Annotated in this window: 25 protein-coding genes; 8 read left to right on the top strand and 17 right to left on the bottom strand. The window is 64.6% G+C overall.

Going from position 1 to position 21,969, the window contains the following annotated elements:
* Positions 1–7: 7 nt before the first annotated feature.
* The 5 genes from ACGYLC_RS04935 to ACGYLC_RS04915 all read right to left on the bottom strand — a co-directional run bounded on the left by ACGYLC_RS04935 (position 8) and on the right by ACGYLC_RS04915 (position 4,343).
* Positions 8–802 (bottom strand): extensin family protein, encoded by a 795-nt coding sequence (locus ACGYLC_RS04935; protein ID WP_394421988.1) that lies wholly within the window; start codon positions 800–802, stop codon positions 8–10.
* Entirely contained in the window at positions 799–1,719 is a 921-nt protein-coding gene (locus tag ACGYLC_RS04930; RefSeq protein WP_394421986.1) for a prephenate/arogenate dehydrogenase family protein, read from the bottom strand. Before ACGYLC_RS04930 ends, ACGYLC_RS04935 begins: the two co-directional genes overlap by 4 nt.
* On the bottom strand, positions 1,719–2,801 hold the full coding sequence (gene hisC, locus ACGYLC_RS04925) for a histidinol-phosphate transaminase (RefSeq protein WP_394421984.1): 1,083 nt from the start codon (positions 2,799–2,801) through the stop codon (positions 1,719–1,721). The genes ACGYLC_RS04930 and hisC overlap by 1 nt, the downstream gene beginning before the upstream one ends.
* Before the next feature lie 183 nt (positions 2,802–2,984).
* Positions 2,985–3,605: a 30S ribosomal protein S4 gene (gene rpsD, locus ACGYLC_RS04920; RefSeq protein ID WP_271693051.1), complete on the bottom strand. Its 621-nt coding sequence runs from the start codon at positions 3,603–3,605 to the stop codon at positions 2,985–2,987.
* Between the two features lie 168 nt (positions 3,606–3,773).
* Entirely contained in the window at positions 3,774–4,343 is a 570-nt protein-coding gene (locus ACGYLC_RS04915; protein ID WP_394421982.1) for a DNA-3-methyladenine glycosylase I, read from the bottom strand.
* A 106-nt stretch (positions 4,344–4,449) separates the two neighbouring features.
* Here ACGYLC_RS04915 and ACGYLC_RS04910 point away from each other — a divergent pair, with 106 nt between their 5' ends.
* From ACGYLC_RS04910 to phbB, 3 genes are all read left to right on the top strand, one after another.
* On the top strand, positions 4,450–5,292 hold the full coding sequence (locus ACGYLC_RS04910) for an EAL domain-containing protein (RefSeq protein ID WP_394421980.1): 843 nt from the start codon (positions 4,450–4,452) through the stop codon (positions 5,290–5,292).
* 163 nt (positions 5,293–5,455) lie between these two features.
* On the top strand, positions 5,456–6,631 hold the full coding sequence (locus ACGYLC_RS04905) for an acetyl-CoA C-acetyltransferase (RefSeq protein ID WP_394421979.1): 1,176 nt from the start codon (positions 5,456–5,458) through the stop codon (positions 6,629–6,631).
* A 75-nt stretch (positions 6,632–6,706) separates the two neighbouring features.
* A complete protein-coding gene (gene phbB, locus ACGYLC_RS04900; protein WP_067942768.1) occupies positions 6,707–7,429 on the top strand; it encodes an acetoacetyl-CoA reductase in 723 nt (240 codons plus the stop codon).
* Positions 7,430–7,591: 162 nt separating this feature from the next.
* Here phbB and ACGYLC_RS04895 read toward each other — a convergent pair whose 3' ends face one another.
* From ACGYLC_RS04895 to ACGYLC_RS04885, 3 genes are all read right to left on the bottom strand, one after another.
* Entirely contained in the window at positions 7,592–7,756 is a 165-nt protein-coding gene (locus ACGYLC_RS04895; protein WP_082852182.1) for a YdcH family protein, read from the bottom strand.
* Positions 7,757–7,856: 100 nt separating this feature from the next.
* Positions 7,857–8,624, bottom strand: a complete 768-nt coding sequence (locus tag ACGYLC_RS04890) for a tRNA1(Val) (adenine(37)-N6)-methyltransferase (protein WP_394421977.1) — start codon at positions 8,622–8,624, stop codon at positions 7,857–7,859.
* Entirely contained in the window at positions 8,621–8,836 is a 216-nt protein-coding gene (locus ACGYLC_RS04885; RefSeq protein ID WP_040700850.1) for a DUF2007 domain-containing protein, read from the bottom strand. The genes ACGYLC_RS04890 and ACGYLC_RS04885 overlap by 4 nt, the downstream gene beginning before the upstream one ends.
* Before the next feature lie 55 nt (positions 8,837–8,891).
* On the opposite strand from ACGYLC_RS04885, the gene ACGYLC_RS04880 reads away from it, so the two are divergent.
* A complete protein-coding gene (locus tag ACGYLC_RS04880) occupies positions 8,892–9,890 on the top strand; it encodes a polyprenyl synthetase family protein (RefSeq protein ID WP_394421975.1) in 999 nt (332 codons plus the stop codon).
* On the opposite strand, the gene ACGYLC_RS04875 is transcribed toward ACGYLC_RS04880, so the two are convergent.
* The 3 genes from ACGYLC_RS04875 to ACGYLC_RS04865 all read right to left on the bottom strand — a co-directional run bounded on the left by ACGYLC_RS04875 (position 9,887) and on the right by ACGYLC_RS04865 (position 14,282).
* Positions 9,887–10,705 (bottom strand): 4-(cytidine 5'-diphospho)-2-C-methyl-D-erythritol kinase, encoded by an 819-nt coding sequence (locus tag ACGYLC_RS04875; protein WP_394421974.1) that lies wholly within the window; start codon positions 10,703–10,705, stop codon positions 9,887–9,889. The genes ACGYLC_RS04880 and ACGYLC_RS04875 overlap by 4 nt on opposite strands.
* A gap of 50 nt (positions 10,706–10,755) precedes the next feature.
* On the bottom strand, positions 10,756–12,465 hold the full coding sequence (locus ACGYLC_RS04870; RefSeq protein ID WP_394421973.1) for a tetratricopeptide repeat protein: 1,710 nt from the start codon (positions 12,463–12,465) through the stop codon (positions 10,756–10,758).
* Positions 12,466–12,629: 164 nt separating this feature from the next.
* The gene (locus tag ACGYLC_RS04865; protein ID WP_394421971.1) at positions 12,630–14,282 is read right to left on the bottom strand and encodes a 4Fe-4S dicluster domain-containing protein; all 1,653 of its coding nucleotides are present in this window, start codon (positions 14,280–14,282) and stop codon (positions 12,630–12,632) included.
* A gap of 367 nt (positions 14,283–14,649) precedes the next feature.
* Here ACGYLC_RS04865 and greA point away from each other — a divergent pair, with 367 nt between their 5' ends.
* Positions 14,650–15,120, top strand: a complete 471-nt coding sequence (gene greA / locus ACGYLC_RS04860; protein ID WP_342852196.1) for a transcription elongation factor GreA — start codon at positions 14,650–14,652, stop codon at positions 15,118–15,120.
* 14 nt (positions 15,121–15,134) lie between these two features.
* Positions 15,135–16,202, top strand: a complete 1,068-nt coding sequence (locus ACGYLC_RS04855) for a hypothetical protein (protein WP_394421969.1) — start codon at positions 15,135–15,137, stop codon at positions 16,200–16,202.
* A gap of 9 nt (positions 16,203–16,211) precedes the next feature.
* Here ACGYLC_RS04855 and ACGYLC_RS04850 read toward each other — a convergent pair whose 3' ends face one another.
* The 3 genes from ACGYLC_RS04850 to ACGYLC_RS04840 are packed head-to-tail and all read right to left on the bottom strand — an operon-like array spanning position 16,212 to position 19,463.
* Entirely contained in the window at positions 16,212–17,975 is a 1,764-nt protein-coding gene (locus ACGYLC_RS04850) for a bifunctional molybdopterin-guanine dinucleotide biosynthesis adaptor protein MobB/molybdopterin molybdotransferase MoeA (protein ID WP_394421967.1), read from the bottom strand.
* A complete protein-coding gene (gene mobA, locus ACGYLC_RS04845) occupies positions 17,972–18,574 on the bottom strand; it encodes a molybdenum cofactor guanylyltransferase MobA (RefSeq protein ID WP_394401866.1) in 603 nt (200 codons plus the stop codon). The genes ACGYLC_RS04850 and mobA overlap by 4 nt, the downstream gene beginning before the upstream one ends.
* Positions 18,575–18,578: 4 nt before the next feature.
* Positions 18,579–19,463, bottom strand: coding sequence for a formate dehydrogenase accessory sulfurtransferase FdhD (locus ACGYLC_RS04840; protein WP_394421965.1), 885 nt, complete (start codon positions 19,461–19,463; stop codon positions 18,579–18,581).
* 55 nt (positions 19,464–19,518) lie between these two features.
* Here ACGYLC_RS04840 and ACGYLC_RS04835 point away from each other — a divergent pair, with 55 nt between their 5' ends.
* Positions 19,519–20,241, top strand: coding sequence for an AzlC family ABC transporter permease (locus ACGYLC_RS04835; protein ID WP_394421963.1), 723 nt, complete (start codon positions 19,519–19,521; stop codon positions 20,239–20,241).
* Positions 20,241–20,567, top strand: a complete 327-nt coding sequence (locus ACGYLC_RS04830) for an AzlD domain-containing protein (RefSeq protein ID WP_067265610.1) — start codon at positions 20,241–20,243, stop codon at positions 20,565–20,567. Before ACGYLC_RS04835 ends, ACGYLC_RS04830 begins: the two co-directional genes overlap by 1 nt.
* A gap of 9 nt (positions 20,568–20,576) precedes the next feature.
* Here the strand turns inward: ACGYLC_RS04830 and ACGYLC_RS04825 are convergent, their stop codons facing one another.
* From ACGYLC_RS04825 to ACGYLC_RS04815, 3 genes are all read right to left on the bottom strand, one after another.
* Positions 20,577–21,185, bottom strand: a complete 609-nt coding sequence (locus ACGYLC_RS04825) for a hypothetical protein (RefSeq protein WP_394421961.1) — start codon at positions 21,183–21,185, stop codon at positions 20,577–20,579.
* A gap of 33 nt (positions 21,186–21,218) precedes the next feature.
* Positions 21,219–21,353, bottom strand: a complete 135-nt coding sequence (locus ACGYLC_RS04820) for an aa3-type cytochrome c oxidase subunit IV (protein WP_394401875.1) — start codon at positions 21,351–21,353, stop codon at positions 21,219–21,221.
* A gap of 150 nt (positions 21,354–21,503) precedes the next feature.
* Positions 21,504–21,968 carry a DUF6173 family protein gene (locus tag ACGYLC_RS04815; RefSeq protein WP_394401877.1) on the bottom strand — a complete coding sequence of 155 codons (465 nt, stop codon included), beginning with the start codon at positions 21,966–21,968 and terminating at the stop codon, positions 21,504–21,506.
* Position 21,969 lies beyond the last annotated feature (1 nt).

The following is a 21,969-nucleotide window of genomic DNA, read 5'->3' as shown; positions in this document are numbered from 1 at the left end:
CGGCCGCTTAGCGGCAGTAGCTGCCGCTGCGATAGCGCGCCGTGTCAAAGTGAAAATGGTCTTGATGAAAGCGGTCTGCCTCTGGTCCCAGCACCGTGCCGAAGGGTCCGCAGGCGCCCCGGTGCATCCGCCGCAAGGCCGCGCTGCTGCGCCGGGCACGCCAGCCCTTCAGCAGGCTGATCGTGCTGCCGTCCGCCAATTCAAACCCGGAAATGTCGATCGCGCGGCCTTTGCCATGTTCGGAAATCTTGCCCCCCTTGCGGTTGTTCCGCGTCCGGCAGGCATAATGCGCGGCGACTTTGAGCTCTTTCAGCCCCCCGCCCTGCCCCGCCAAAGCGGGCACCGCCGATTGGCGCACCCATGTGGTCAGCGCCTTGGCCGTGGTGCAATCCATCACAGCCGCGGTGCTGAGCCGGATGCCCGAGACCGAGCGGACTTTGACCGCATCCTCGATCCCGCAACCGCTGATCCGGCCCGGCACCCGGCCTACCCGCTTGCCCTGAATTGCCAGATCACCGCAGACAGCGCCCCTGACCAACATTTGCTGGCGTGCACGGGCGGCCTGTTCGATCTTTGCGCTGCGCAGGGTGGGACGGAGCGATGCTTTCATCCCCTGCCCGCCCCCGGCGGCGGCGCGTGCTGCGGGGTCACGTTCGGGCGGGGCGATCGCGCCGCCGGGGGCGACGCTCACCGGCAAGCGCTCCGCCTTGCTTCGCGCCACCGGGCGCTCAGAACTGTCCGGCCCCGCAGCCAAGGCGATTTGCCCCAGCATGATCAGCGGCAGGACAGCCCAGCCCCTCATGGCTTGGGCGCGCCCCGGCCAAAGTCGGGCGCGTCGGTATCCTGCCCCGCCTCGATGATGCCGCGCCGGATCGCCCGGGTGCGGGTGAAATAGGCGTGCAGATGATCGCCGTCCCCGGTGCGGATGGCGCGTTGCAGGGCAAACAACTCTTCGGTGAAACGGCCAAGGATTTCCAGCGTGGCGTCCTTGTTGGTCAGGAAGACATCGCGCCACATCGTCGGATCGCTCGCCGCAATCCGGGTGAAGTCGCGGAAACCGGCGGCGGAATATTTGATGACCTCGCTGTCGGTCACCCGACGCAGGTCGTCGGCCACACCCACCATCGTATAGGCGATGAGGTGCGGCGCATGCGAGGTCACGGCCAGCACCAGATCGTGATGCTCGGCGTCCATCTCCTCGACATTGGCGCCCGCCCCTTCCCAGAGCGCGCGCAGCCGCGCGATGGCCTCGGGGTCGGTCCCCTCCACCGGGACCAACAGGCACCAGCGGTTGTCGAAGAGTTCGGCAAAACCGCTGCGCGGGCCGGAATGTTCGGTCCCCGCAAGCGGGTGCGCGGGAATGAAATGCACGCCGTCGGGCAAATGCGGGCCGACCTGCGCGATCACGTCGGCCTTGACCGAGCCTACATCCGTCACGGTGGCCCCCGGTGCCAGATGTGGCGCGATCTCGGCCGCGACGGCGCCCATCACGCCCACCGGCACGCAGAGCACCACCAGATCGGCGCCCGCGACCGCCTCGGCGGCACTGTCGCAGACCCGGTCGCAGAGGCCGATCTCGCGCGCCGTGGCGCGGGTCTCGTCGCTGCGGGCATAGCCGGTGACCTCACCCGCCAGCCCGCCGCGCTTCATCGCCCAGAACAGCGAGGAGGCGATCAGCCCCAGCCCAATGAGGGCGACCCTATCATAGACCTGCGCCATCAATTGCCCCCCTTGAACTGCCGCACAGCATGGACGACGCGGCGGCAGGCGCTTTCATCGCCCACGGTGATGCGCAGGCAGTTGGGCAGGTTGTAGCCCGCCACCCGGCGCACGATCAGCCCTTGTGTCTTGAGGTAATCGTCGCAGGCCTCGGCCTCGGCCTGATTGGCGAAACGGGCCAGCACGAAATTGGCGAGCGAGACGTCCGAAGGCACGCCGATCTCGGCCAGCGCATCGGCCAGCCAGCTGCGCCAGCGGGCGTTTTCGGCGCGGCAATGGTCGGTATAGGCGCGGTCGCGCATCGCAGCCTCAGCGGCATTGAGTGCCGCCTGCGACAGGTTGAACGGCCCCCGCACCCGGTTCAGCACGTCGATCACATGGCTCGGCCCATAGCCCCAGCCGATCCGCAACCCGCCAAGGCCGTAGAGCTTGGAGAAGGTGCGCGTCATCACCACGTTGTCGCGCCGGTCGACCAGCGCGGCCCCGCCGTCATAGCCCTCGACATATTCGGCATAGGCTCCGTCGAGCACCAAAAGCGCCTGCGGCGGCAGCGCTTCGGCCAGACGCTCGATCTCGGCCAGACCGATCATCGTGCCGGTGGGGTTGTTGGGATTGGCGATGAACACGAGCCGCGTCGCCTCGGTACAGGCGGCGAGGATCGCGTCGACATCGGTCACCCGCTCACGCTCGGGCACCTCGACCGGCGTGGCCCCGGCGGCCAGCGCCGAGATACGGTACATGGCAAAGCCGTGTTCGGTATGCACCACCTCGGTGCCCGGGCCGGCATAGGCTTGGCAGAGAAAAGCGATAATCTCGTCCGAACCCGCGCCGCAGATGATCCGCTCTCCATCGAGGTCCAGCACCTCGGCAATGGCGGCGCGCAGGGCGCTATGGTCGGAGGATGGGTAGCGATGCAGGTCATAGGCCGCGCGGCGATAGGCCTCCACGGCGGCGGGGCTTGGCCCCAGCGGGTTCTCGTTCGAGCTGAGTTTGACCACATTCTCAAGGCCCGCGACATGCGCCGCCCCCCCTTGGTACAGGTCAATCTCCATAATGCCCGGCTGCGGTGCGATCTGTGTCATCTCGCTCTATTCCTCACGCTACTGCCGCCCTTCTATCGGGGGTGCCGCGGTGATGCCAGAATCATTCTGCATCCGCGGCGTCAGCGGACAGGCTGTTGCCCTGCTGCCCGCCGCGCGCCGCACAAAGAAAAAGGCCGCGCGGTCTGCACCACGCGGCCTTTGGCATTCGACAGGCGAAGAAGCTTAGTTCTTCGCGTAGAATTCCACGACGAGGTTCGGCTCCATGACAACCGGGTACGGCACGTCGCCAAGGCTCGGTGTGCGCACGAAAGTCGCGGTCATTTTGGAGTGGTCGCACTCGAGGTAATCCGGCACGTCACGCTCGGGCAGTTGCACGGCTTCGAGAACCGAAGTCAGCTGCTTAGAACGGTCACGCACTTCGATCACGTCACCCTCTTTCACGCGGTAGGAGGGGATGTTGACCTTGCGGCCGTTCACTTTGACGTGGCCGTGGTTCACGAACTGGCGTGCGGCGAAAACGGTCGGCACGAATTTGGCGCGGTACACAACGGCGTCCAGACGGCGCTCGAGCAGGCCGATCAGGTTCTCACCGGTGTCGCCTTTGACGCGCTCGGCTTCGCCGTAGATGCGGCGGAACTGCTTCTCGGTCAGGTCGCCGTAGTAGCCTTTGAGCTTCTGCTTGGCGCGCAGCTGAATGCCGAAGTCCGACATTTTGCCCTTCCGGCGCTGGCCGTGCTGGCCGGGGCCGTATTCACGACGGTTCACCGGGGACTTCGGACGGCCCCAGATGTTTTCGCCCATACGGCGGTCTAGTTTGTGCTTGGCAGCTGTGCGTTTTGTCACGGCTGATCTCCTTTATAAGGCCCCGAGGGGCGGTAAAGGGCGTTGTCCTTTGGCCGAAGCCCGACAGGCTTCCCCTTGCGGGGTCCACCAACACCAATGAAGGGGCGCTTATACGGGGCCATGGCAGGGAGTCAACGGGGGATTTAGCCTATTTGCCCTGCCCCGCCCCTACCGCGCCATCGCAGCGCAGGGCGCGTGGCGGTGACAGGTCAGGATATGATCGTTCACCAGCCCGCAGGCCTCCATCCAGGCATAGGTGATCGTCGGCCCGCAGAACTTGAAACCGGCTTTCTTCAGGTCTTTGCTCACCTGCTCGGACAAGGCGGTCTTCGGCGGCACCTCGGCCTGTGTGGCAAAGCGGTTTTGCAGCGGCGTGCCCTCAACATAGCGCCACATGAAGGCGTCGAACCCCTCGCGGGCCTCCAGCTCTTGCCACGCGCGCGCGTTGGTGATGGCGGCCTCGATCTTGCCCCGGTGGCGGATGATGCCTGGATCGGCCAAAAGGCGCAGCACATCCGCCTCGCCCCATTCGGCGATCTGATGCGGATCGAACCCGGCAAAAGCCGCGCGGAAATTATCGCGTTTTTTGAGGATCGTGATCCAGCTCAGCCCCGCTTGAAACCCGTCAAGGATCAGCTTCTCCCAAAGCGCGCGGCTGTCGTATTCGGGCACGCCCCATTCGGTGTCATGGTAGGCTTGGTAAATCGGATCATCCCCGGCCCAGTCACAGCGCTGCATCTTCGGATCTCCCCCTGCGCGATCCACCGCGGAAATCGCCGCCGATTAAGACCGTATTATCACATTTGCGCCCATACCCATCGCAGGACAGCAAGAGAGTACCGCCGTGCCCCGTCGATTCCAACGCCCTTTCGCCGACGTTCCCCCCGGTGGGGACAGCCCGCTGAACCATGCGGTGATGCAGCGCGACGCCGCGACGCTTGAAATGGTGCGCGAGGCCGTGGCACACCGCCAAACGCTACTGGCGTTTCAGCCCGTCATGCGGGCCAGCGACCCGAGGAATGTCGCCTTTCACGAGGGGCTGATCCGCCTGCTGGATCCGACGGGCCGCGTGATTCCGGCCAAGGATTTCATGCCCGCGATCGAGGATACGGATACCGGGCGGCAGGTGGATGTTCTGGCCCTGCGGCTTGGGTTGAACGCGCTGCACCACCACCCCGGGCTGCGCCTGTCGATCAATATGTCCGCCCGCTCCATCGGGTATCAGGAATGGACCCGCGTCTTGCGCCACTGGCTGGCCCGCGACGCCACCTTGGGCGAGCGGCTGATCCTTGAGATCACGGAAAGCTCGGCCATGATGGTGCCGGAACTGGTGACAAGCTTCATGAACCAATTGCAGCCCCATGGCATCTGCTTTGCCATGGATGATTTCGGAGCGGGGCAGACGGCGATCCGCTATTTCAAGGATTTCTACTTTGATGTCCTGAAGCTTGACGGGCAGTTCATTCGCGGCATCGCCACCAACCCCGACAACCGTGCCCTGACCGCCGCGCTGATGTCCATCGCCACGCATTTCGACATGCTGACTGTGGCCGAATGCGTGGAGAACGCCGCCGATGCGGCGGTGCTGACCGAGATGGGGGTGGACTGCCTGCAAGGCTACCACTTCGCCGCGCCAACCACGCGGCCCCCATGGCTGAATTTCGACCGTGTGCGGGCCACCGGCTAGGCCCGCGCGGACAGGCCGCCGGGGCTGCGGCGGCGGGCAGTCTGCTCAGTTGCCGCATTGCAGCGCATCCGCTATCACTACCTCAGAGGGACGGGAGCGCCCACGCCCGACGACGGCGCGTGTCGGTGTGCCCCCGCCCAACAAGGTAGAGGAAAGTCACATCATGACCAATGTCGTCATCGCATCCGCCGCCCGGACCGCCGTGGGCAGTTTCGGCGGAGCGTTCGCCAATACGCCCGCCCATGACCTTGGTGCCGCCGTTCTGAAAGAACTGGTGGCCCGCGCCGGGGTGGACCCGTCCGAAGTCTCTGAGACCATTCTGGGGCAGGTGCTGACCGCCGCCCAGGGTCAGAACCCGGCACGTCAGGCGCATATCAACGCAGGGCTGCCGAAGGAGAGCGCGGCTTGGGGCATCAATCAGGTCTGCGGCTCGGGCCTGCGCGCCGTGGCGCTGGCGGCTCAGCATATCCAGCTCGGTGACGCGCATATCGTGGCCGCTGGCGGGCAAGAGAACATGACCCTCAGCCCCCATGCGCAGAACCTCCGCGCGGGCCAGAAAATGGGCGATCTGCAGTTCATCGACACGATGATCCGCGACGGCCTGTGGGATGCGTTCAACGGCTACCACATGGGCCAAACCGCCGAGAACGTGGCCGAAAAATGGCAGATCAGCCGCGACCAGCAGGACGAATTCGCCGTGGCATCGCAAAACAAGGCCGAAGCCGCCCAGAAGGCTGGCAAATTCGCCGATGAGATCGTTCCCTACACCATCAAGACCCGCAAGGGCGAGACGGTCGTCGATCAAGACGAATACATCCGCCATGGCGCCAATATCGAAGCGATGCAGAAACTGCGCCCGGCCTTCACCAAGGACGGCTCTGTCACCGCAGCCAATGCCTCGGGCATCAACGACGGGGCGGCGGGCGCGCTGCTGATGAGCGCGGATGAAGCCGAAAAGCGGGGCATTCAGCCGCTGGCGCGGATCGCCTCCTATGCCACCGCCGGACTCGACCCGTCGATCATGGGCGTCGGCCCCGTCTATGCCTCGCGCAAAGCGCTGGAGAAAGCCGGCTGGAAGCCTGAAGACCTCGATCTGGTGGAAGCCAATGAAGCCTTCGCCGCGCAGGCCTGCGCCGTGAACAAGGAAATGGGCTGGGATCCGGAAATCGTCAACGTCAACGGCGGCGCCATCGCCATCGGCCACCCCATTGGTGCCTCGGGCGCGCGGGTGCTCAACACCCTGCTGTTCGAAATGCAGCGCCGTGACGCCAAGAAAGGTTTGGCGACGCTGTGTATCGGCGGCGGTATGGGTGTTGCCATGTGCCTTGAGCGCCCCTAAAACTGGGTCGGCGCGCAACTTTCTTGCGCGCCGAAACATGCATTTGCAAGAACATTACCTTGAGGGAGGGATTACATGTCACGCATCGCTTTGGTCACCGGGGGAAGTCGCGGGATTGGCGCGGCCATTTCGACCACGCTGAAGGACAAGGGCTATACCGTCGCCGCCACCTATGCCGGCAATGACGAAGCCGCCGCGAAATTCACCGAAGAAACCGGCATCAAGACCTATAAATGGAACGTGGCAGATTACGACGCCTCCAAAGCGGGGATCGAACAGGTCGAAGCCGATCTTGGCCCCATCGAGGTGGTGGTCGCCAATGCGGGCATCACCCGCGACGCGCCCTTTCACAAGATGACCCCCGACCAGTGGAATGAGGTCATTGCCACCAATCTGACCGGTGTCTTCAACACGATCCACCCGGTCTGGCCCGGCATGCGCGAACGCAAATTCGGGCGCGTTGTCGTGATCTCTTCGATCAACGGGCAAAAGGGGCAGTTCGCGCAGGTGAACTATGCCGCGACCAAGGCAGGCGATCTGGGCATCGTGAAATCGCTGGCGCAGGAAGGCGCGCGCGCAGGCATCACCGCCAATGCCATCTGCCCCGGCTATATCGCGACGGATATGGTTATGGCGGTGCCCGAAAAAGTCCGTGAAAGCATCATCGCGCAGATCCCCGCCGGACGACTTGGGGAGCCCGAAGAAATCGCCCGCGCGGTGGCCTTCCTCGTCTCCGACGACGCAGGTTTCATCAACGGCTCGACCATCTCGGCCAATGGGGCGCAATTCGTCGTCTGACGGGCGGATGTTCTGGAAATTTAAGGGGCCAGTCTTTTCCCAAGACTGGCCTTTTTTCTATGGGAAAACGAAGCCCGAATGCGGCACTTACTGGCCACCCTGCCTACCGCCCCGCCAAAGCGGAACGGCAGCGGTCGGAAAGGCCGCATTGCACGGCGAGGGTCAGCTCGACAGGCGGCTAATCTCCTCTTTCAAACGGAGTTTCTCCTTCTTCATGGAAGCCACTTTCAAATCGTCCATACCGGGGGCGCGTTGCGCGGTTTCCACCGCCTCACTCATCGCCTGATGCTTGCGCTTCAGGGTGTCCAGATGTGCGTTCAAAGCCATACAATCCTCCATGATTGGTGTGTGGAATTTCAGTGGACCACAGCGCGATCCACAAGTCACGCGGCACCGCAGCATAAGCGTGAAGTTGGTAAAGAAACGCTTAAGAAGTAGGATAGACCAGCGGCGCGCCCCGGCGCAGGACCGCTTCGATTTCCGGCACATAGCTATCGCCATCCCCCTCGTGCCGCGCGCCGCGGTGCATGACGAAGCTGTGATAGAGCCGAAAAGCACCGCGCCCGTTCTTGCGCGCACGCAAGAGAATCAACTCCGGCATCCGCCCCGCGCGCGAGGCGAGCGGCAGCACTTCGACCGATCCCATCTCATGCGGGAGCGCCGCCAGAATCTCGGGCAGTCGCTCTGCGCGATGGATAAAATGCGCCTGCCCCTTAGGCCTTAGCCGCCGCGCGGCGGTGCGGACCCATTGTCGCAGGGGCGTCGCCTCACCCAAGGCCGTTTCACGCCCCGGATCGCGGGACTGGACCGAAGCGGCGCGATCAAAATAGGGCGGATTGGCAAGAACGTGGTCAAATTGTCGCTGCCGCAGGTGCAGGGGCATCTCGGTCAGATCGGCCTCCACCACCTCCAGCGCCGCGCCGCCATTGCGCCGCGCCAGTTCGGCATAGGCGGGTTGCAGCTCACAGCCCGTCAGCGTCAGCCCCGGCACCCGCGCCCCCAGACAAAGCACCGCCGCACCGGCTCCGCAGCCAAGCTCCAGCACGCTCTGCCCCGCCTCGGCCTCGATGCTCGCGGCCAGCAAAACCGGGTCCACCCCGGCACGATAGCCCCGCCCCCGGCGCGGCTGCCAGAGGTGCAGCTTGCCGCCCAGAAAAGCGTCGCAGGTCAGGTCGTCTTCGGCGAAACGGGTCACAGCCCCAGCGGAATCTCATTGTCGCGCATCACCCGCAGGGCGGCGTCATGGTCATCAGGATGCACCATCAGGCGGCGCGGGAAAATCCCAATACCCCCTTCGAGCACGCTCATGTTTACGTCCATTTCAAAGCAGTCTATATCCTCCCCCCTGAGAAGGGCGGTGGCAAAGGCGATGATGGTCATGTCGGTGCTGCGCAAAAGTTCCTTCATATCAAAGATGTAGAGCCGGATTACCGGCATGTCGAGCGGGACGCGGAAAATGATGATGAAAAGTGATGCAACGGGCAAACCGCACGACCGCATGGCGGCCTATCTGAGCGATGATATGGCGGCGGTCAGCGCCCTGATCCGCGAGCGGATGGCGTCGAAACATGCGCCCCGCATCCCCGAGGTCACCGCCCATCTGGTCGAGGCGGGCGGCAAACGCCTGCGCCCGATGCTGACGCTGGCCGCGGCCCGGATGTGCGGCTACGGTGGCCCCTATCACGTCCATCTGGCCGCCACGGTTGAGTTCATTCACACCGCGACCCTGCTGCATGACGATGTGGTGGACGAAAGCGCCCAGCGTCGCGGGCGGCCCACGGCAAACCTTTTGTGGGACAACCAGTCGTCGGTGCTGGTCGGCGATTACCTCTTTGCGCGCAGCTTTCAGTTGATGACCGAACCGGGCTCGATGCCGGTGATGCGCATCCTGTCCAATGCTGCGGCGACCATCGCAGAGGGCGAGGTGTTGCAACTGACGGCCGCGCAGAATTTGACCACGGACGAGGCGGTCTATCTGCAAGTCGTGCGCGGCAAGACGGCGGCGCTCTTCTCGGCCGCGACAGAGGTGGGCGGCGTGATTGCGGATGCGCCGGAGGATCAGGTCAAGGCGCTCTACGACTATGGTGACGCGCTTGGCATCGCCTTTCAGATCGTCGACGATCTGTTGGATTATCAGGGCGATACAGGGGCCACGGGCAAGAACGTCGGCGACGACTTCCGCGAGCGCAAGCTGACCCTGCCGGTGATCAAGGCCGTGGCAAAGGCGGATGACGAGGAGCGCGCCTTTTGGACCCGCACCATCGAGAAGGGCAAGCAGGAAGAGGGCGACCTCGACCATGCGCTGATGCTTTTGGCCAAACACGACACGCTCACCGCGACGCAGCGCGATGCCTGTGACTGGGCCGAAAAAGCCAAAGCGGCGCTTGCCCCCCTGCCCGACCATGAGTTGAAAGACATGTTGATTGATCTGGCCGACTACGTCGTCGCCCGGATCAGCTAAGCGGCCAAGATCGGCGCGGCGGCGACCCACCATCGCGGCGCCGCGCTGGCGATGCGACGGGCCGCGGCCTCGGCCTGCGCCGCCGTGGCGTAGAGGCCGAAACAGGTCGCGCCCGAGCCCGACATTCGCGCCAGCGCCGCATCGCTCAGCGCCTCCAGACAGACCCCGATGACCGGCTCCCGCGCGATGGCGGGCGCGGCAAGGTCGTTGCGCTGTGCGCTCAGAAAATCAATGAAGTCGGAAAAGCCCGCGAAGCTCGGGATCACCTCCGGCATCGGCGGCTGGTCCTTGTCGCTGAGCGCCGAGAAGACAGCGGGCGTCGGCACATCGACGCCGGGGTTCACCAGCACCATATGGCAGGGCGGCAGCGCGCAGAGCGGCGTGAGGATCTCCCCCACCCCCTGCATCCGCTGCGGGCCGCGTGTCAGGCAGACCGGCACATCGGCCCCGAGCCGCGCGGGGTCTGCGAGCAGCGGGACGCCCCAATGCGCCGCAAGCAACTTCAAGGCCGCCGCCGCATCGGCGGAACCGCCCCCAATCCCTGCGGCTGCGGGCAGGTGTTTCTCAAGGTGCAGCGCGGCGCCCCGGCCCGCGCCCGCGTCCAACATCTCTGCCGCCCGCAGGACGAGGTTGCGCGCATCGGTCGGCACCCCTTCGGCCCGCGGGCCGCTTACCGTCAGGGTCAGATCATTCGCGGCAGCCACATCCAACCGATCGCCGACACCCGCCCGTACCACCAGCGAATCCAACAAGTGATAACCATCGGTCCGCTGGCCGGTGCAATGCAGGGTTAGGTTCACCTTGGCCCAAGCCATCCGCGACGCCGCAGCGCCGGGAGCCGCGGGCGCCCCATCCTTTGAAAGACTCATTCGTCCGCAGCAACCTTGAGCGGGGCTGCGCCCTCTTCGGCCAGCACGGCATCGAGCCCGACTTCCAGCTTGCGGCGCATCCGCTCGGGGTCGGCCTCTGAATCCGCATCCGTCAGGTCAACGAAAGAGAGCGCCCGACGCCACTGGAACTCGGCCTCGCGTTTGCGGCCCACGGCCCAGTAAACATCCCCGAGGTGATCGTTCACCACCGGATCGACCGGCTCCAGCTCGACCGCGCGTTCCATCTGCTCTACCGCTTCTTCGTAGCGGTCCAGCCGGTAAAACACCCAGCCCAGCGAATCGACGATATAGCCGCTGTCGGGGCTGGCCGCGACGGCGCGTTCGATCATCTCCAGCGCCTCGTCTAAGTTGCGCTGCTGTTCGACCAACGAGTAGCCGAGGTAGTTCAGCACCTGTGGCTGTTCGGGGTTCAACTCAAGCGCGGCGCGGAAATCGGCTTCGGAGCCTTCCCAATCGCCGCTACGCTCCTTGGCGATGGCGCGGGCGTAGAACAGCACCCAGCGGGCGCGGGCGGTTTCGGGCGTCAGCGCGAGCGCCTGATCGTAGGAGGCGATGGCCGCCTCATAGTCCTCTTCGGCCCGCAGCATGTCGCCGAGCGTGGAATGCACCACGGCCAGATCACCATGGCTCCGCGCGAGTTGTTCCAGCACTTCGATGGCCTGCGCGGTCTTGCCAGAGCGGCGCAGCGCATCGGCGCGGCCCAGTTCGGCGGCGTGATAGGCCGGGCTGTCGGCAGGCAGGGATTTATATTCGGCAATCGCCAGATCATGCTCGCCGAGGTTCTCCAAAAGGCTTGCCGTCAGCAAAAGCGCATCCACATGATCGGGGCGCAGATAACGCGCGATGCGCGAATAGAGCAGAACGTAGTAGTCCCCCGCCGCCTCATTGCGCAGCACGGCGGCGAAGGTGAAAAACACCTCGGCCATGCCCGCTTGGGCATCTGGCATATGGCTGAAGGGCGCGGGTGTCTCTTGCTGCAACCCTTCGATCAGCCGCGCGATTTCAGGATCGCTATCCGTGCCAAAGCCGTCAGAGAGCACGGCCAGCGCATCCTCGCTGCGCCCCAATTGGCCAAGGATCTCGGCATGGGCCATCACGCCGCGCCGGGTCTGACCTGCGGCCCCTGCCTCACCACTGGCAAAGATCGCCTCCGCCCCTTCGAAATCGCCCACGCTCGCCAGTGCAAGCGCCTTGTGATACATCACGAAGCCCTGCATCCCGGCCTCTTCGCTCAGGCTGTCGAATGCCTCCATCGCGGCGGTGACATCGCCCGCCCCCATATGCGCCCAAGCCTGCACCAGCCCGCCGACCCAAGGGCCGATGGCCGAGGTATCGCGTTCAAGCAGGGCGGCGTAATCCTCCTCCTTCGCCAAGGCGGCCACGAGGGTCATCTCGGCCACCTGGCTCTTGGTGCCAAGGGTGATCATATTGCGCGCCAGCGGCAGCGCCTTTTCCACCCGCCCGAGCGAGAGATAGGACAGCACCGCGCTTTCCATCAGTTCGATGTTCTTGGGGTCCCGCGCCAGCGCTTCGGTGTAATAGCGCGCGGCCTCGGGGTAGTCGCTGTTCACGGCAGCATGACGCCCCGCCAAATAGGGGCCCGCGACCGATTGCGCCATCAGCGGCGCCGACAGGCCGATGCAAAGCGCCGCAACGCTGGTGAAACCTAGGACATTCCGAAACATGCAAACCGCCTCATATCGCTTTGCTTGCAGGCTATCATCTTCGTGCCGGGGCGCAATGGCGGGGCGGAGATGTCGCCCCTGGCCGACAGGATTTCGCCGAAAAAACGAAAAAGACCGACACGCCTGCGCGTGCCGGTCCTGTGACTGTGCCCTTTGGCGACGGCTCACATATTCGGGTAGTTCGGCCCGTCGCCGCCCTGCGGGGTGGTCCAGACGATGTTCTGCGTCGGGTCTTTGATGTCGCAGGTCTTGCAATGTACGCAGTTCTGGAAGTTGATCTGGAACCGCGTCTCGCCGGTTTTGTCATCCTCGACGAACTCGTAAACCCCCGCCGGGCAATAGCGGGCCGAGGGGCCGGCGTATTTCGGCAGGTTCACCTCGACCGGAATGCTCGGGTCTTTCAGCTTGAGGTGCGCAGGCTGGCTTTCCTCGTGGTTGGTAAAGGAGAAGGCCACATTGGTCAGACGGTCAAAGCTGAGCTTGCCGTCGGGCTTGGGGTAGTCGATCTTTTTGTGCTTATCCGCAGGCTCGGTCGCCTCGGCGTCCGATTTGCCATGGCTCAGCGTGCCCAAGAGCGAGAAGCCGAGCGTGTTGGTCCACATGTCGAACCCACCAAGTGCCAGCGACGCGGTGAGCCCGTATTTCGACCACAGCGGCTTGACGTTGCGCACTTTCTTGAGGTCCGTCGCGATCGGCCCTTCGCGCACATCGGCTTCATACTCGGTCAGCTCATCACCGCCCCGACCCGCTTGGATCGCGGCATAGGCCGCCTCTGCCGCCGCCTTGCCCGAGAGCATGGCGTTGTGGTTGCCCTTGATGCGAGGGACGTTGACCATGCCCACCGAACAGCCCAGCAGCGCGACACCGGGGGCCACCATCTTGGGCATCGACTGATAGCCGCCCTCGGTGATTGCCCGTGCGCCATAGGCCACGCGTTTGCCGCCTTTAAGCAGTTCGGCCACCATCGGGTGATGCTTGAAGCGCTGGAATTCCATGTAAGGGAAAACATGCGGGTTCTTGTAGCCGAGGTGGACGACGAAGCCGACGTAAACCTGATTGTTCTCAAGGTGATAGATGAACGACCCGCCGCCTGCGTTGCTGTTGAGCGGCCAGCCCATCGTGTGAGTGACGGTGCCCTCGCGGTGCTTGGCGGGGTCGATCTCCCAGATCTCTTTCATGCCAAGGCCGTATTTCTGCGGCTCTTTGCCCTCATCCAGCCCGTATTTCGCGATGACCTGCTTGCTCAGGCTGCCGCGCACGCCTTCGGAGAGGAAGACATATTTGCCGTGCAGCTCCATCCCCGGCTCATAGCTCGGCCCGGGGGTGCCGTCGGCATTTTTGCCCATCTCACCGGCGACAACGCCTTTGACTTCGCCATTCTCGCCAAAGACGAGTTCGGAGCAGGCCATGCCGGGGAAAATCTCGACGCCCAGTTCTTCGGCCTGTTCGGCCATCCAACGGCAGACATTGCCCATCGACACGATGTAGTTGCCGTGGTTCTTCATCAGCGGGGGCATCGGAAACTCGGGGATGCGCAGCTTGCCCGCCTCGCCCAACAGATAAAAGTTGTCTTCCTTCACCGGCACGTTCAGCGGCGCGCCTTTTTCCTTCCAATCGGGGATCAGCGCGTCCAGCCCGCAGGGGTCGAGCACCGCGCCCGACAGGATATGCGCGCCCACTTCGGAGCCCTTTTCCAGCACCACAACATTGCAATCGGCGTCCAACTGCTTGAGCCGGATCGCAGCCGACAGGCCAGCAGGCCCGGCGCCGACGATCACAACGTCATATTCCATCGCTTCGCGTTCAATCTCGGCCATTTTGGTGCTCCCTCACGGCAAATTCGGTTTGGATTTGGCTAAACCACCGCCGCGCGCAATGCAATCGCGACCCTGCGTTTATTGCGCAAAACGTGGGCTCCACGACATAACATGACGCGCGACCTATCAGGTCGCCGGTTCGTCCCCCCTTCGAGATAGCGCGGCGAGGCCCGGTTTCACCACCCAGCCGCCGCGGCCCGCACGGCGAAAACGAGACCTTATTGACGGCAGTCAACCGCCGATCTCGGAGCCGTTAGCCCCTTGCAATTGGCCGGCAGTTTGGGTCAGGTATCTGCCAAGTTAACACGCAATTGGCCGCCCCCCGGCGAAAACCCGGGTGCGGCCCTCATTATGTAGGCACACCGCCATGGAAAAAATTCCGATGACCCGCGATGGTCACACCGCGCTCGAAGTCGAACTTAAGCACCTCAAGTCGGTTGAACGCCCCGCCATCATCAAGGCCATCGCCGAGGCGCGCGAACATGGTGACCTGTCGGAAAACGCCGAGTATCATTCCGCCAAGGAAAAACAGTCTTTCATCGAAGGCCGCATCAAGGAGCTTGAGGGCGTGATCTCGCTCGCCGATGTGATCGACCCCAAGAAACTGTCGGGCTCGATCAAATTCGGAGCCACGGTGACGCTCGTCGATGAGGACACGGACGAAGAGAAAACCTATCAGATCGTTGGCGAATATGAGGCCAATATCGAAAAGGGTCTTTTGAACATCAAATCCCCCATCGCGCGCGCGCTGATCGGTAAGGACGAGGGTGATTCCGTCGAGGTGCGCACCCCCGGCGGGCAGAAATCCTATGAGGTTCTCAAGATCGTCTACGCTTGACCGGGAAGGCTGACATGGCAGAGCCCGACGTTTCCGCATCCCCAGAACAAGCCCCCCGCGCCCCGCGCGGCGGGACCGGCGCGGCACGGCCCACGCCGATGGGCATCTACGACCGGCCCAGGGCCAATAGCATCACCGAGGTCGGGATCATCGCAGGCGCGCTTTCGGCGCTGTGGCTGCTTGGAACGGCGATCTATTTCACCTTCATCGCCGCAGAAGTGCCCGAAAGCACGCCCGACAGCGGGCTGCGCGGGCTGTTGATCCTGCTGGTGGTGATCATGCCCGTCGCGATGATCTGGGTCGGGGCCACGGCCGCCCGCGCCGGGCGGGTCATGCGTGAGGAAAGCCAACGTCTGCAAGCCGCGATCGACACGATCCGGCACTCCTATATCTCGCAACAGCAGGGCAACAAACCGGCGGGCGAAGGCAGCATTGCGCGCAAGCTCGATGAACTCGCCGCCAGCGCCCGCAAGACCGAGATCGCGCTGGCCGGGCTTCAGGGCCGCGATGCGCCGTCGCGTGCCGTCGATCCGGCCCCCGCGCCCACACCGCCCGCCGCCGAAGACCAGCCGGCGCTGGCCCTTGGCACGCAGGCGGGCGACAGCGCGCAGCCGCTCTCTGCCGAGGATTTCACCCGTGCGCTCAACTTCCCCGAAACGGCGGAGGATCAGGCGGGTTTCGACGCCCTGCGCCGTGCGCTGAAAGACCGCTCCGCCGCGCAGCTTGTGCAGGCCGCGCAGGATGTGCTGACCCTGCTCAGCCAAGACGGCATCTATATGGACGACCTGCGCCCCGACCGCGCCCGCCCCGAGGTCTGGCGGCAGTTCGCCAGCGGTGCGCGGGGCCGGACCATCGCGCCTTTGGGGGGCATTCGGGATCGCTCGTCGCTGGCGCTGGCCAATGCGCGGATGCGGCAAGACCCGATCTTCCGCGATGCCGCGCATCACTTCCTGCGCCGCTTCGATCGGACCTTTGCGGAGTTCGAGAAACAGGCCACGGATGAGGAAATCTCGATGCTGGCCGACACCCGCACCGCCCGCGCCTTTATGCTGCTGGGCCGCTGCGCGGGCACCTTCGATTGACGCGCGGGCCTAGCCGGTAAAACTGCCGTAAGGAATGAACCGAACGGGATCGCCCGGCGTGATGTCGCGGGCGGCCTCGTCCAATTCGACCAGCCCTTCGGCCCAGCTGAGCCCGCTGATGCGCCCCGATCCTTCGGAGGCAAAGACCTCGGCCCGGCCATCGCGCATCCGCGCGCGCAGGTATTCCCGCCGCCCGGCCTTTTTGCGTTTCTCGAAGGCGGCAGGCACGTCGAACCCCTGCGGCTCTTGCCAGCCTCCTCCGGCCAAAAGCGCCATGGCGGGCCGCGCGAAGATCAGCGAACAGACCATCGCCGCCACCGGATTGCCCGGCAGGCCGAAGACCGGCACGCCCTGCCACATCCCAAGCGCCAAGGGCCGGCCCGGCTTCACCGCGATCCGCCAAAGCTGCATCGCCCCCGCTTCGGTCAACAGGGCCGAGACGTGGTCTTCGTCCCCCGCCGATGCGCCGCCACTGGTGAGGACTACATCGACCTGCCCCGCCGCCGCATCAAGCCGCGCGCGCAGCGCGGCGCGGTCGTCGGCCACGCGGCCCAGATCCACCGCCTCATGGCCAAAGTCGGTGGCGAGTTGCAGCAGCATCGGGCGGTTGACGTCGTAAATCTGCCCGTCGCGGGCCGTATCGCCCATTTCGACCAATTCATCGCCGGTCGAAATCACACCGACCTTGAGCCTTTTGCGCAAAGACACCTCCGCCACACCGGCGGCGGCCAGAAGCGCCAGTTCCGCCGGACCGATGCGCGTGCCCGCGGCGAGGATCACGTCGCCCGCCTGCACATCCTCCCCGGCCTTGCGGGTGTTGGCCCCCTGTTTGACCGGCCCGTGAAAGCGCAGCACGCCCCCCTCGGCGGTCACATCCTCTTGCAAGATGACGGTATCGACACCTTCGGGCAGCGCCGCGCCGGTCAGCACGCGGATCGCTTGGCCCGCAGGCACCGCACCGGGGCGGTCGCCCGCCGCCGCGCGGCCCGGCACCAGCGGCATTTCGTGCAGGCCATCGCCCCGGCCCCCGGCAAAGCCATAGCCATCGACCGCCGTGTTGGGCAGCGGCGGGTTGGCGCGGATGGCGGCCACATCTTCGGCCAAGATGCGGCCCCCGGCATCGGCGGCGGGGCAAGGCTCGGCCTCTGTCACCGCGTGAAGCCGCGCATGCAGCAGGTCCAGCGCTTCATGCACCGGGGTCCAATGCACGCCGGGCGGCAGGGCGAAACAATCGTTGCGCAGGGGCGGCGGCGCGGGTGTGGCGGGGGCCGCCGGAGTGGCGATCAGCCCCACGTCGCGCAGGATGAAATCGGCAATGGCGGCGGTGTCGTTCAGATCGAAAACGGGCCGATCCACCTCAAGCGGCACATCGCTGGCCAGCGCCCGCACGGTCGGATCATCCGGCGCGATCAGCGGGTTTCCGGTCTCGGCCCGATGGGCTTCGACCTTCGGATGGCCGTCGCGTTTGTAGCCTTCGATCAGCACCAGATCGACGGGCGAGAGCCGCGCCAGATGCGCCTCCAGCGGCGGCTCATCGGACCCGCGCAACTCATGCATCAGGGCAAAACGCGCGCCCGAGGCCAAGAGCACCTCCCGCGCGCCCGCGATGCGGTGGCGGTGGCTGTCCTTGCCGGGGTGGTCCACGTCGAATGTGTGATGCGCGTGTTTGACGGTGGAGACGGTGAACCCACGGCCCGTGATCTCGGAGACCAGCCGCTCCATCAGCCCGGTCTTGCCCGCGTTCTTCCAACCGACAATGCCGTAAACCCTCATACCATCGCCTCTGCTTTCGCCAGATCCCCGGGCGTGTTCACGTTGAAGAAGGCCGCCTCATCGGGGAAGAGCGCCTCGCGCCCGTCGTGGCGTTCCGTCCAGAGCACCACCTTGCGCAGCCCGCCCGCCAAAGCGCTGCGCAGATCGTCGCGCAGCGCCACGGGCCAGAGGCCAAAGGTCGGATGCCGCGCCGTGCCGCGTTTGGCATCCGGCGTGGCGGCCAAGGCCAGCGGATGGGCCATATCATCGGCGGCCAGCAACAGACGCGGCACCAGATCGCAGGGGAAGAAAGGCGTATCAGCGGCAGCGGTCACGATGCTCTCGGCCCCCTGTTCGGCGGCCCAGTCCAGCCCGGCGAGCACCCCCGCCAGCGGTCCGGCGAAGCCTTCGATACTATCGGCCAGCACCGGCAGGCCGAGGTCGGCAAACCGCGCTGCATCGCCATTGGCATTAAGCGCCAGCCCCGCGACCTGCGGCTCCAGCCGGTCGATTACCGAGGACAGAAGCGTGCCCTGCCCCAGCGGCAGCAGCCCCTTGTCGCCGCCGCCCATACGGGTCGCCTGCCCGCCCGCCAGAATGACGCCAAGTGGTTGTTTCATGTGGTCAATCCTTCGCGCCCTTGCGCCCGCTTTTGCGCGGCTCCTCGGCCACGCTGGCCGGATCCGCATCGCGGATCAGCCGCCCCTCCCCGGCCAGACAGGTAAAGCGCTGCCCGCGCATCCGCCCGATCAGGGTCAGGTTCACCTGCTGGGCGATCTCCACCCCCCAAGCGGTAAAGCCCGAGCGGGACGCCAGCACCGGAATGCCCATCATCGCCGTCTTGATCACCATCTCAGAGGTCAGCCGCCCCGTGGTATAGAGCACCTTATCCTCGGCCCCGACCCCTTCGGAAAGCATCCAGCCCGCGATTTTGTCAACCGCGTTGTGACGGCCCACATCCTCCATATAGACCAAGGGCCGGTCGCCTTGACAAAGCACCGTGCCGTGGATCGCGCCCGCCTCCAGATAGAGGCTCGGCGTGCGGTTGATCTTGGCCGCCAGCGCGTAGAGGTCCGATGTGCGCACCGGCGTCTCGGGCAGGCTCACCTCCGCCAGCCCCTCCATCATATCGCCAAAGACCGTGCCCACGGCGCAGCCGCTGGTGCGGGTCTTGCGCTGCATCTTGTCTTCGTAATCGGTGGCCCGTTTGGTCCGGACGACGACAGTTTCGAGCTCTTCGTCGTAATCGACGCCGGTGATCTCTTCGTCCGGGCGCAGCATTCCCTGGTTGCGCAGAAAGCCAAGCGCCAGATAGGCCGGGTAATCGCCGATGGTCATGGCGGTCACGATCTCTTGCCGGTTGAGGAATATCGTCAGGGGGCGCTCTTCGACCACGTTGATCGCAACCTCGGCCCCGGTGTGGTCCACGCCAGAGACGCTGCGCGTCAGCCGAACAGCAGTCGGATCCGGGGCGATCAGATAATTGCTAAGTTCATTGTCTTGGGCCAATTGTATCCCCCTGCGGTTAGGTCTAAGCCTTTGACATTATATTTAAGAGTTCGCCATGGCCATCACCACCACCAAATCCGCCTATCGCAAAGGGATCGTCGATGCGCTGCCCTTTGTGCTGGTGATCATCCCCTTCGCCTCGCTGTTTGGCCTTTTGGCCACCGAGGCCGGGTTGAACGTGTTCGAAACGCTGACCTTTTCGATCGTGGTGATTGCCGGGGCCGCGCAGTTCACGGCGCTGCAACTGCTGCGAGAAGACGTGCCCACGGCCATCGTGCTGGCCTCGGCGCTGGCGGTGAACCTGCGCATGGCGATGTATTCGGCCTCTCTCACCCCGTGGATTGGCGGCGCGCCGCTGTGGCAGCGGGCGCTGGCGGCCTATATGACGGTCGACCAATCCTATGTCGCCGCGATGACGCAATATGAGCGCGACCCTGAGATGACGGTGCCGCAGCGGATGGCCTATTTCTTTGGGACCGTGACGCCGGTGGTGCCGCTTTGGTATATCTTCACGCTGATCGGCGCGATGGTGGGAGCCAGCGTGCCGGATAGCTGGGCGCTGGACTTCGCCATTCCGATCACCTTTCTGGCCATGATCGCGCCGATGTTCCGCACGCTGGCCCATGTGGCGGCGGCGATGGTCGCGGTCGTTGTGAGCCTTTTCGCCGTCGAGGTGCCCTATGCGCTTGGGCTGATCATCGCGGGGCTCGCGGGCATGATTACCGGCGCGCAGGTCGAGGCGTGGATGGAACGACGCAAACCGGGGAGCACGGCATGATGATCGATAGAACCGCACTTTGGGTCGTGATCATCGGCCTCGGGCTGGGCAGCTTTTTCCTGCGCTTTGTCTTTACCGGCTTGGTTGGCAACAAACAGATGCCCGCATGGCTCTTGCGGCATCTGCGCTATACTGCCGTGGCGATTCTGCCCGCGTTGGTGGCACCGCAGGTGATCTGGCCTTCGGCCACCGGGGGGCAATTCGACCTGCCGCGCGTCACCGCGGCGGCGGTGACATTGGGCGTGGGGCTGGTGACCAAGAACGTCCTCGCCGCGATCCTGTCAGGGGCCGCGGCGCTTTATGGAATGCTCTATCTGGTGGGGTAAGCGCGGGCGCTACTGTCGGGCCAGTTGCGCCGCGCGCAGGGCGTCGATCACATCGCCCTCATCGTCTTCGTAATATTTCGTCGTGGTGACGCCCGGCAGGGCCTCGAACCGCTCTTGCAGCTTGACGGGATAGAAGGTCGACCCGACGCTTTGAAACCCCGGCAACTGGCTGAGAATGCCGCTGGTGGCATTGGCGCAAAAGGCACCGGGCACCGCGCCATTGGCGGTCACCAGTTCAAGCGCGCGTTCGGCCACCTCGGGGCTCACGGGGATTTCCTGACTGACCACATGAAAGGTGCTGCGCGCATGAGCCGATTTATAGGCCTGCAACCACGCGGGCGTCACCCCGTAGAGCACATCGCCCCGCTCGGCCATCCGCGCATCCCGAAACGATCCGGCGGGGTCAAAGATCACCCGTTGCGAGCCATTCACCATCAGCGCGCTATGGCCGCCGCTGCCGGTGCGGTTGTTCACCATGGTCATCAATGTGAGGGACGGCGGCTCGGGCGCGCGGTAGGCTGCACGCGCCACAACCTCGGGCGGGCTATCGGGGCTTTGATCCACCGAACAGCCAGCCAGAACGCCAACTAGCGCAATCGACGCCAAGAGAGTCTTCAAACCATTACCCTCTCGCCCAGGGATAGGACATGATCAACCGGCAAAGATTGCCAACAGAACAAGAATCACGAGGATGACGACGGTGCTGCGTGTCACGAAGGTCATGAACCCGTCAAAGGTCTTTTTCTGCGCTTCGTAATTCATGCTGCCGTGTTCATGTTCAGCCATTTTCGTCTCCCTAAGACAATTTGTTGGCGCTGATTACCCTATTCGCATCACCCTGTCACGGGGGGATCATGCGCAGAAAACCATACTAGCTTTGCGCGGAACTACGCGCTAAAGGGGAATCTTACACTCCCCCGCACGTTATAGAGTCTCTCAGCTTTCGCCGTCTTCCAGATCGGCGACCAAGCGAAAGCCGATCCGTTGCGGCGCGGCATCCGGCACCTTTTTCGGCAAGGCCCGCAGCATCACGTTCAACTGCCCCACATGCTGCACCAATTGCGCCCGCGCCCCTGCCGGATCGACGCCGTAGAAGGTGATGATATCGGGGTCGAAATACCCCATGCCTTCGATCCGCAGCACCCCGGCGTCGCCCCCGGCAAAGCCGATCGCCGCCTCATGATCGTTGTCGAGCTTTTCCTCGAAATTCTTGAGGTAGAGCACGACCCGCTCATAGGCCCATTGGGCGGGGGATTTCTGTTTAACCGGCTTGCCGGTCACCGATTTGGGCAGGGGTTGATCGCCCGACTTGGGCTGATCCGCGCCCGTGTGCACCTCATGCATGCGCGGTAATGCCGCAGCCTCATAGGCCTCGGCTGCCGTCTTCACCTCATCGCCCATC

Source organism: Sulfitobacter sp. 1A12157 (assembly GCF_043557345.1).
In the GTDB taxonomy this organism is placed as follows: Bacteria; Pseudomonadota; Alphaproteobacteria; order Rhodobacterales; family Rhodobacteraceae; genus Sulfitobacter.
Note: the sequence above shows the minus strand (reverse complement) of the source record. Positions and strands in the feature narration are given on the sequence as shown.

Excerpts from the sequence above, each read along its gene's own strand:
- ACGYLC_RS04815 (WP_394401877.1), bottom strand. The coding sequence starts at position 21,968 with ATGGGCGATGAGGTGAAGACGGCAGCCGAGGCCTATGAGGCTGCGGCA.
- ACGYLC_RS04870 (WP_394421973.1), bottom strand. The coding sequence starts at position 12,465 with ATGTTTCGGAATGTCCTAGGTTTCACCAGCGTTGCGGCGCTTTGCATC.
- ACGYLC_RS04820 (WP_394401875.1), bottom strand. The coding sequence starts at position 21,353 with ATGGCTGAACATGAACACGGCAGCATGAATTACGAAGCGCAGAAAAAG.
- ACGYLC_RS04835 (WP_394421963.1), top strand. The coding sequence starts at position 19,519 with ATGGCCATCACCACCACCAAATCCGCCTATCGCAAAGGGATCGTCGAT.
- ACGYLC_RS04875 (WP_394421974.1), bottom strand. The coding sequence starts at position 10,705 with ATGGCTTGGGCCAAGGTGAACCTAACCCTGCATTGCACCGGCCAGCGG.
- ACGYLC_RS04885 (WP_040700850.1), bottom strand. The coding sequence starts at position 8,836 with ATGAAGGAACTTTTGCGCAGCACCGACATGACCATCATCGCCTTTGCC.
- greA (WP_342852196.1), top strand. The coding sequence starts at position 14,650 with ATGGAAAAAATTCCGATGACCCGCGATGGTCACACCGCGCTCGAAGTC.
- ACGYLC_RS04850 (WP_394421967.1), bottom strand. The coding sequence starts at position 17,975 with ATGAGGGTTTACGGCATTGTCGGTTGGAAGAACGCGGGCAAGACCGGG.
- ACGYLC_RS04905 (WP_394421979.1), top strand. The coding sequence starts at position 5,456 with ATGACCAATGTCGTCATCGCATCCGCCGCCCGGACCGCCGTGGGCAGT.
- ACGYLC_RS04915 (WP_394421982.1), bottom strand. The coding sequence starts at position 4,343 with ATGCAGCGCTGTGACTGGGCCGGGGATGATCCGATTTACCAAGCCTAC.
- mobA (WP_394401866.1), bottom strand. The coding sequence starts at position 18,574 with ATGAAACAACCACTTGGCGTCATTCTGGCGGGCGGGCAGGCGACCCGT.
- ACGYLC_RS04930 (WP_394421986.1), bottom strand. The coding sequence starts at position 1,719 with ATGGCGCAGGTCTATGATAGGGTCGCCCTCATTGGGCTGGGGCTGATC.
- ACGYLC_RS04855 (WP_394421969.1), top strand. The coding sequence starts at position 15,135 with ATGGCAGAGCCCGACGTTTCCGCATCCCCAGAACAAGCCCCCCGCGCC.
- ACGYLC_RS04865 (WP_394421971.1), bottom strand. The coding sequence starts at position 14,282 with ATGGCCGAGATTGAACGCGAAGCGATGGAATATGACGTTGTGATCGTC.
- phbB (WP_067942768.1), top strand. The coding sequence starts at position 6,707 with ATGTCACGCATCGCTTTGGTCACCGGGGGAAGTCGCGGGATTGGCGCG.
- hisC (WP_394421984.1), bottom strand. The coding sequence starts at position 2,801 with ATGACACAGATCGCACCGCAGCCGGGCATTATGGAGATTGACCTGTAC.
- ACGYLC_RS04895 (WP_082852182.1), bottom strand. The coding sequence starts at position 7,756 with ATGGCTTTGAACGCACATCTGGACACCCTGAAGCGCAAGCATCAGGCG.
- ACGYLC_RS04935 (WP_394421988.1), bottom strand. The coding sequence starts at position 802 with ATGAGGGGCTGGGCTGTCCTGCCGCTGATCATGCTGGGGCAAATCGCC.
- ACGYLC_RS04880 (WP_394421975.1), top strand. The coding sequence starts at position 8,892 with ATGAAAAGTGATGCAACGGGCAAACCGCACGACCGCATGGCGGCCTAT.
- ACGYLC_RS04830 (WP_067265610.1), top strand. The coding sequence starts at position 20,241 with ATGATCGATAGAACCGCACTTTGGGTCGTGATCATCGGCCTCGGGCTG.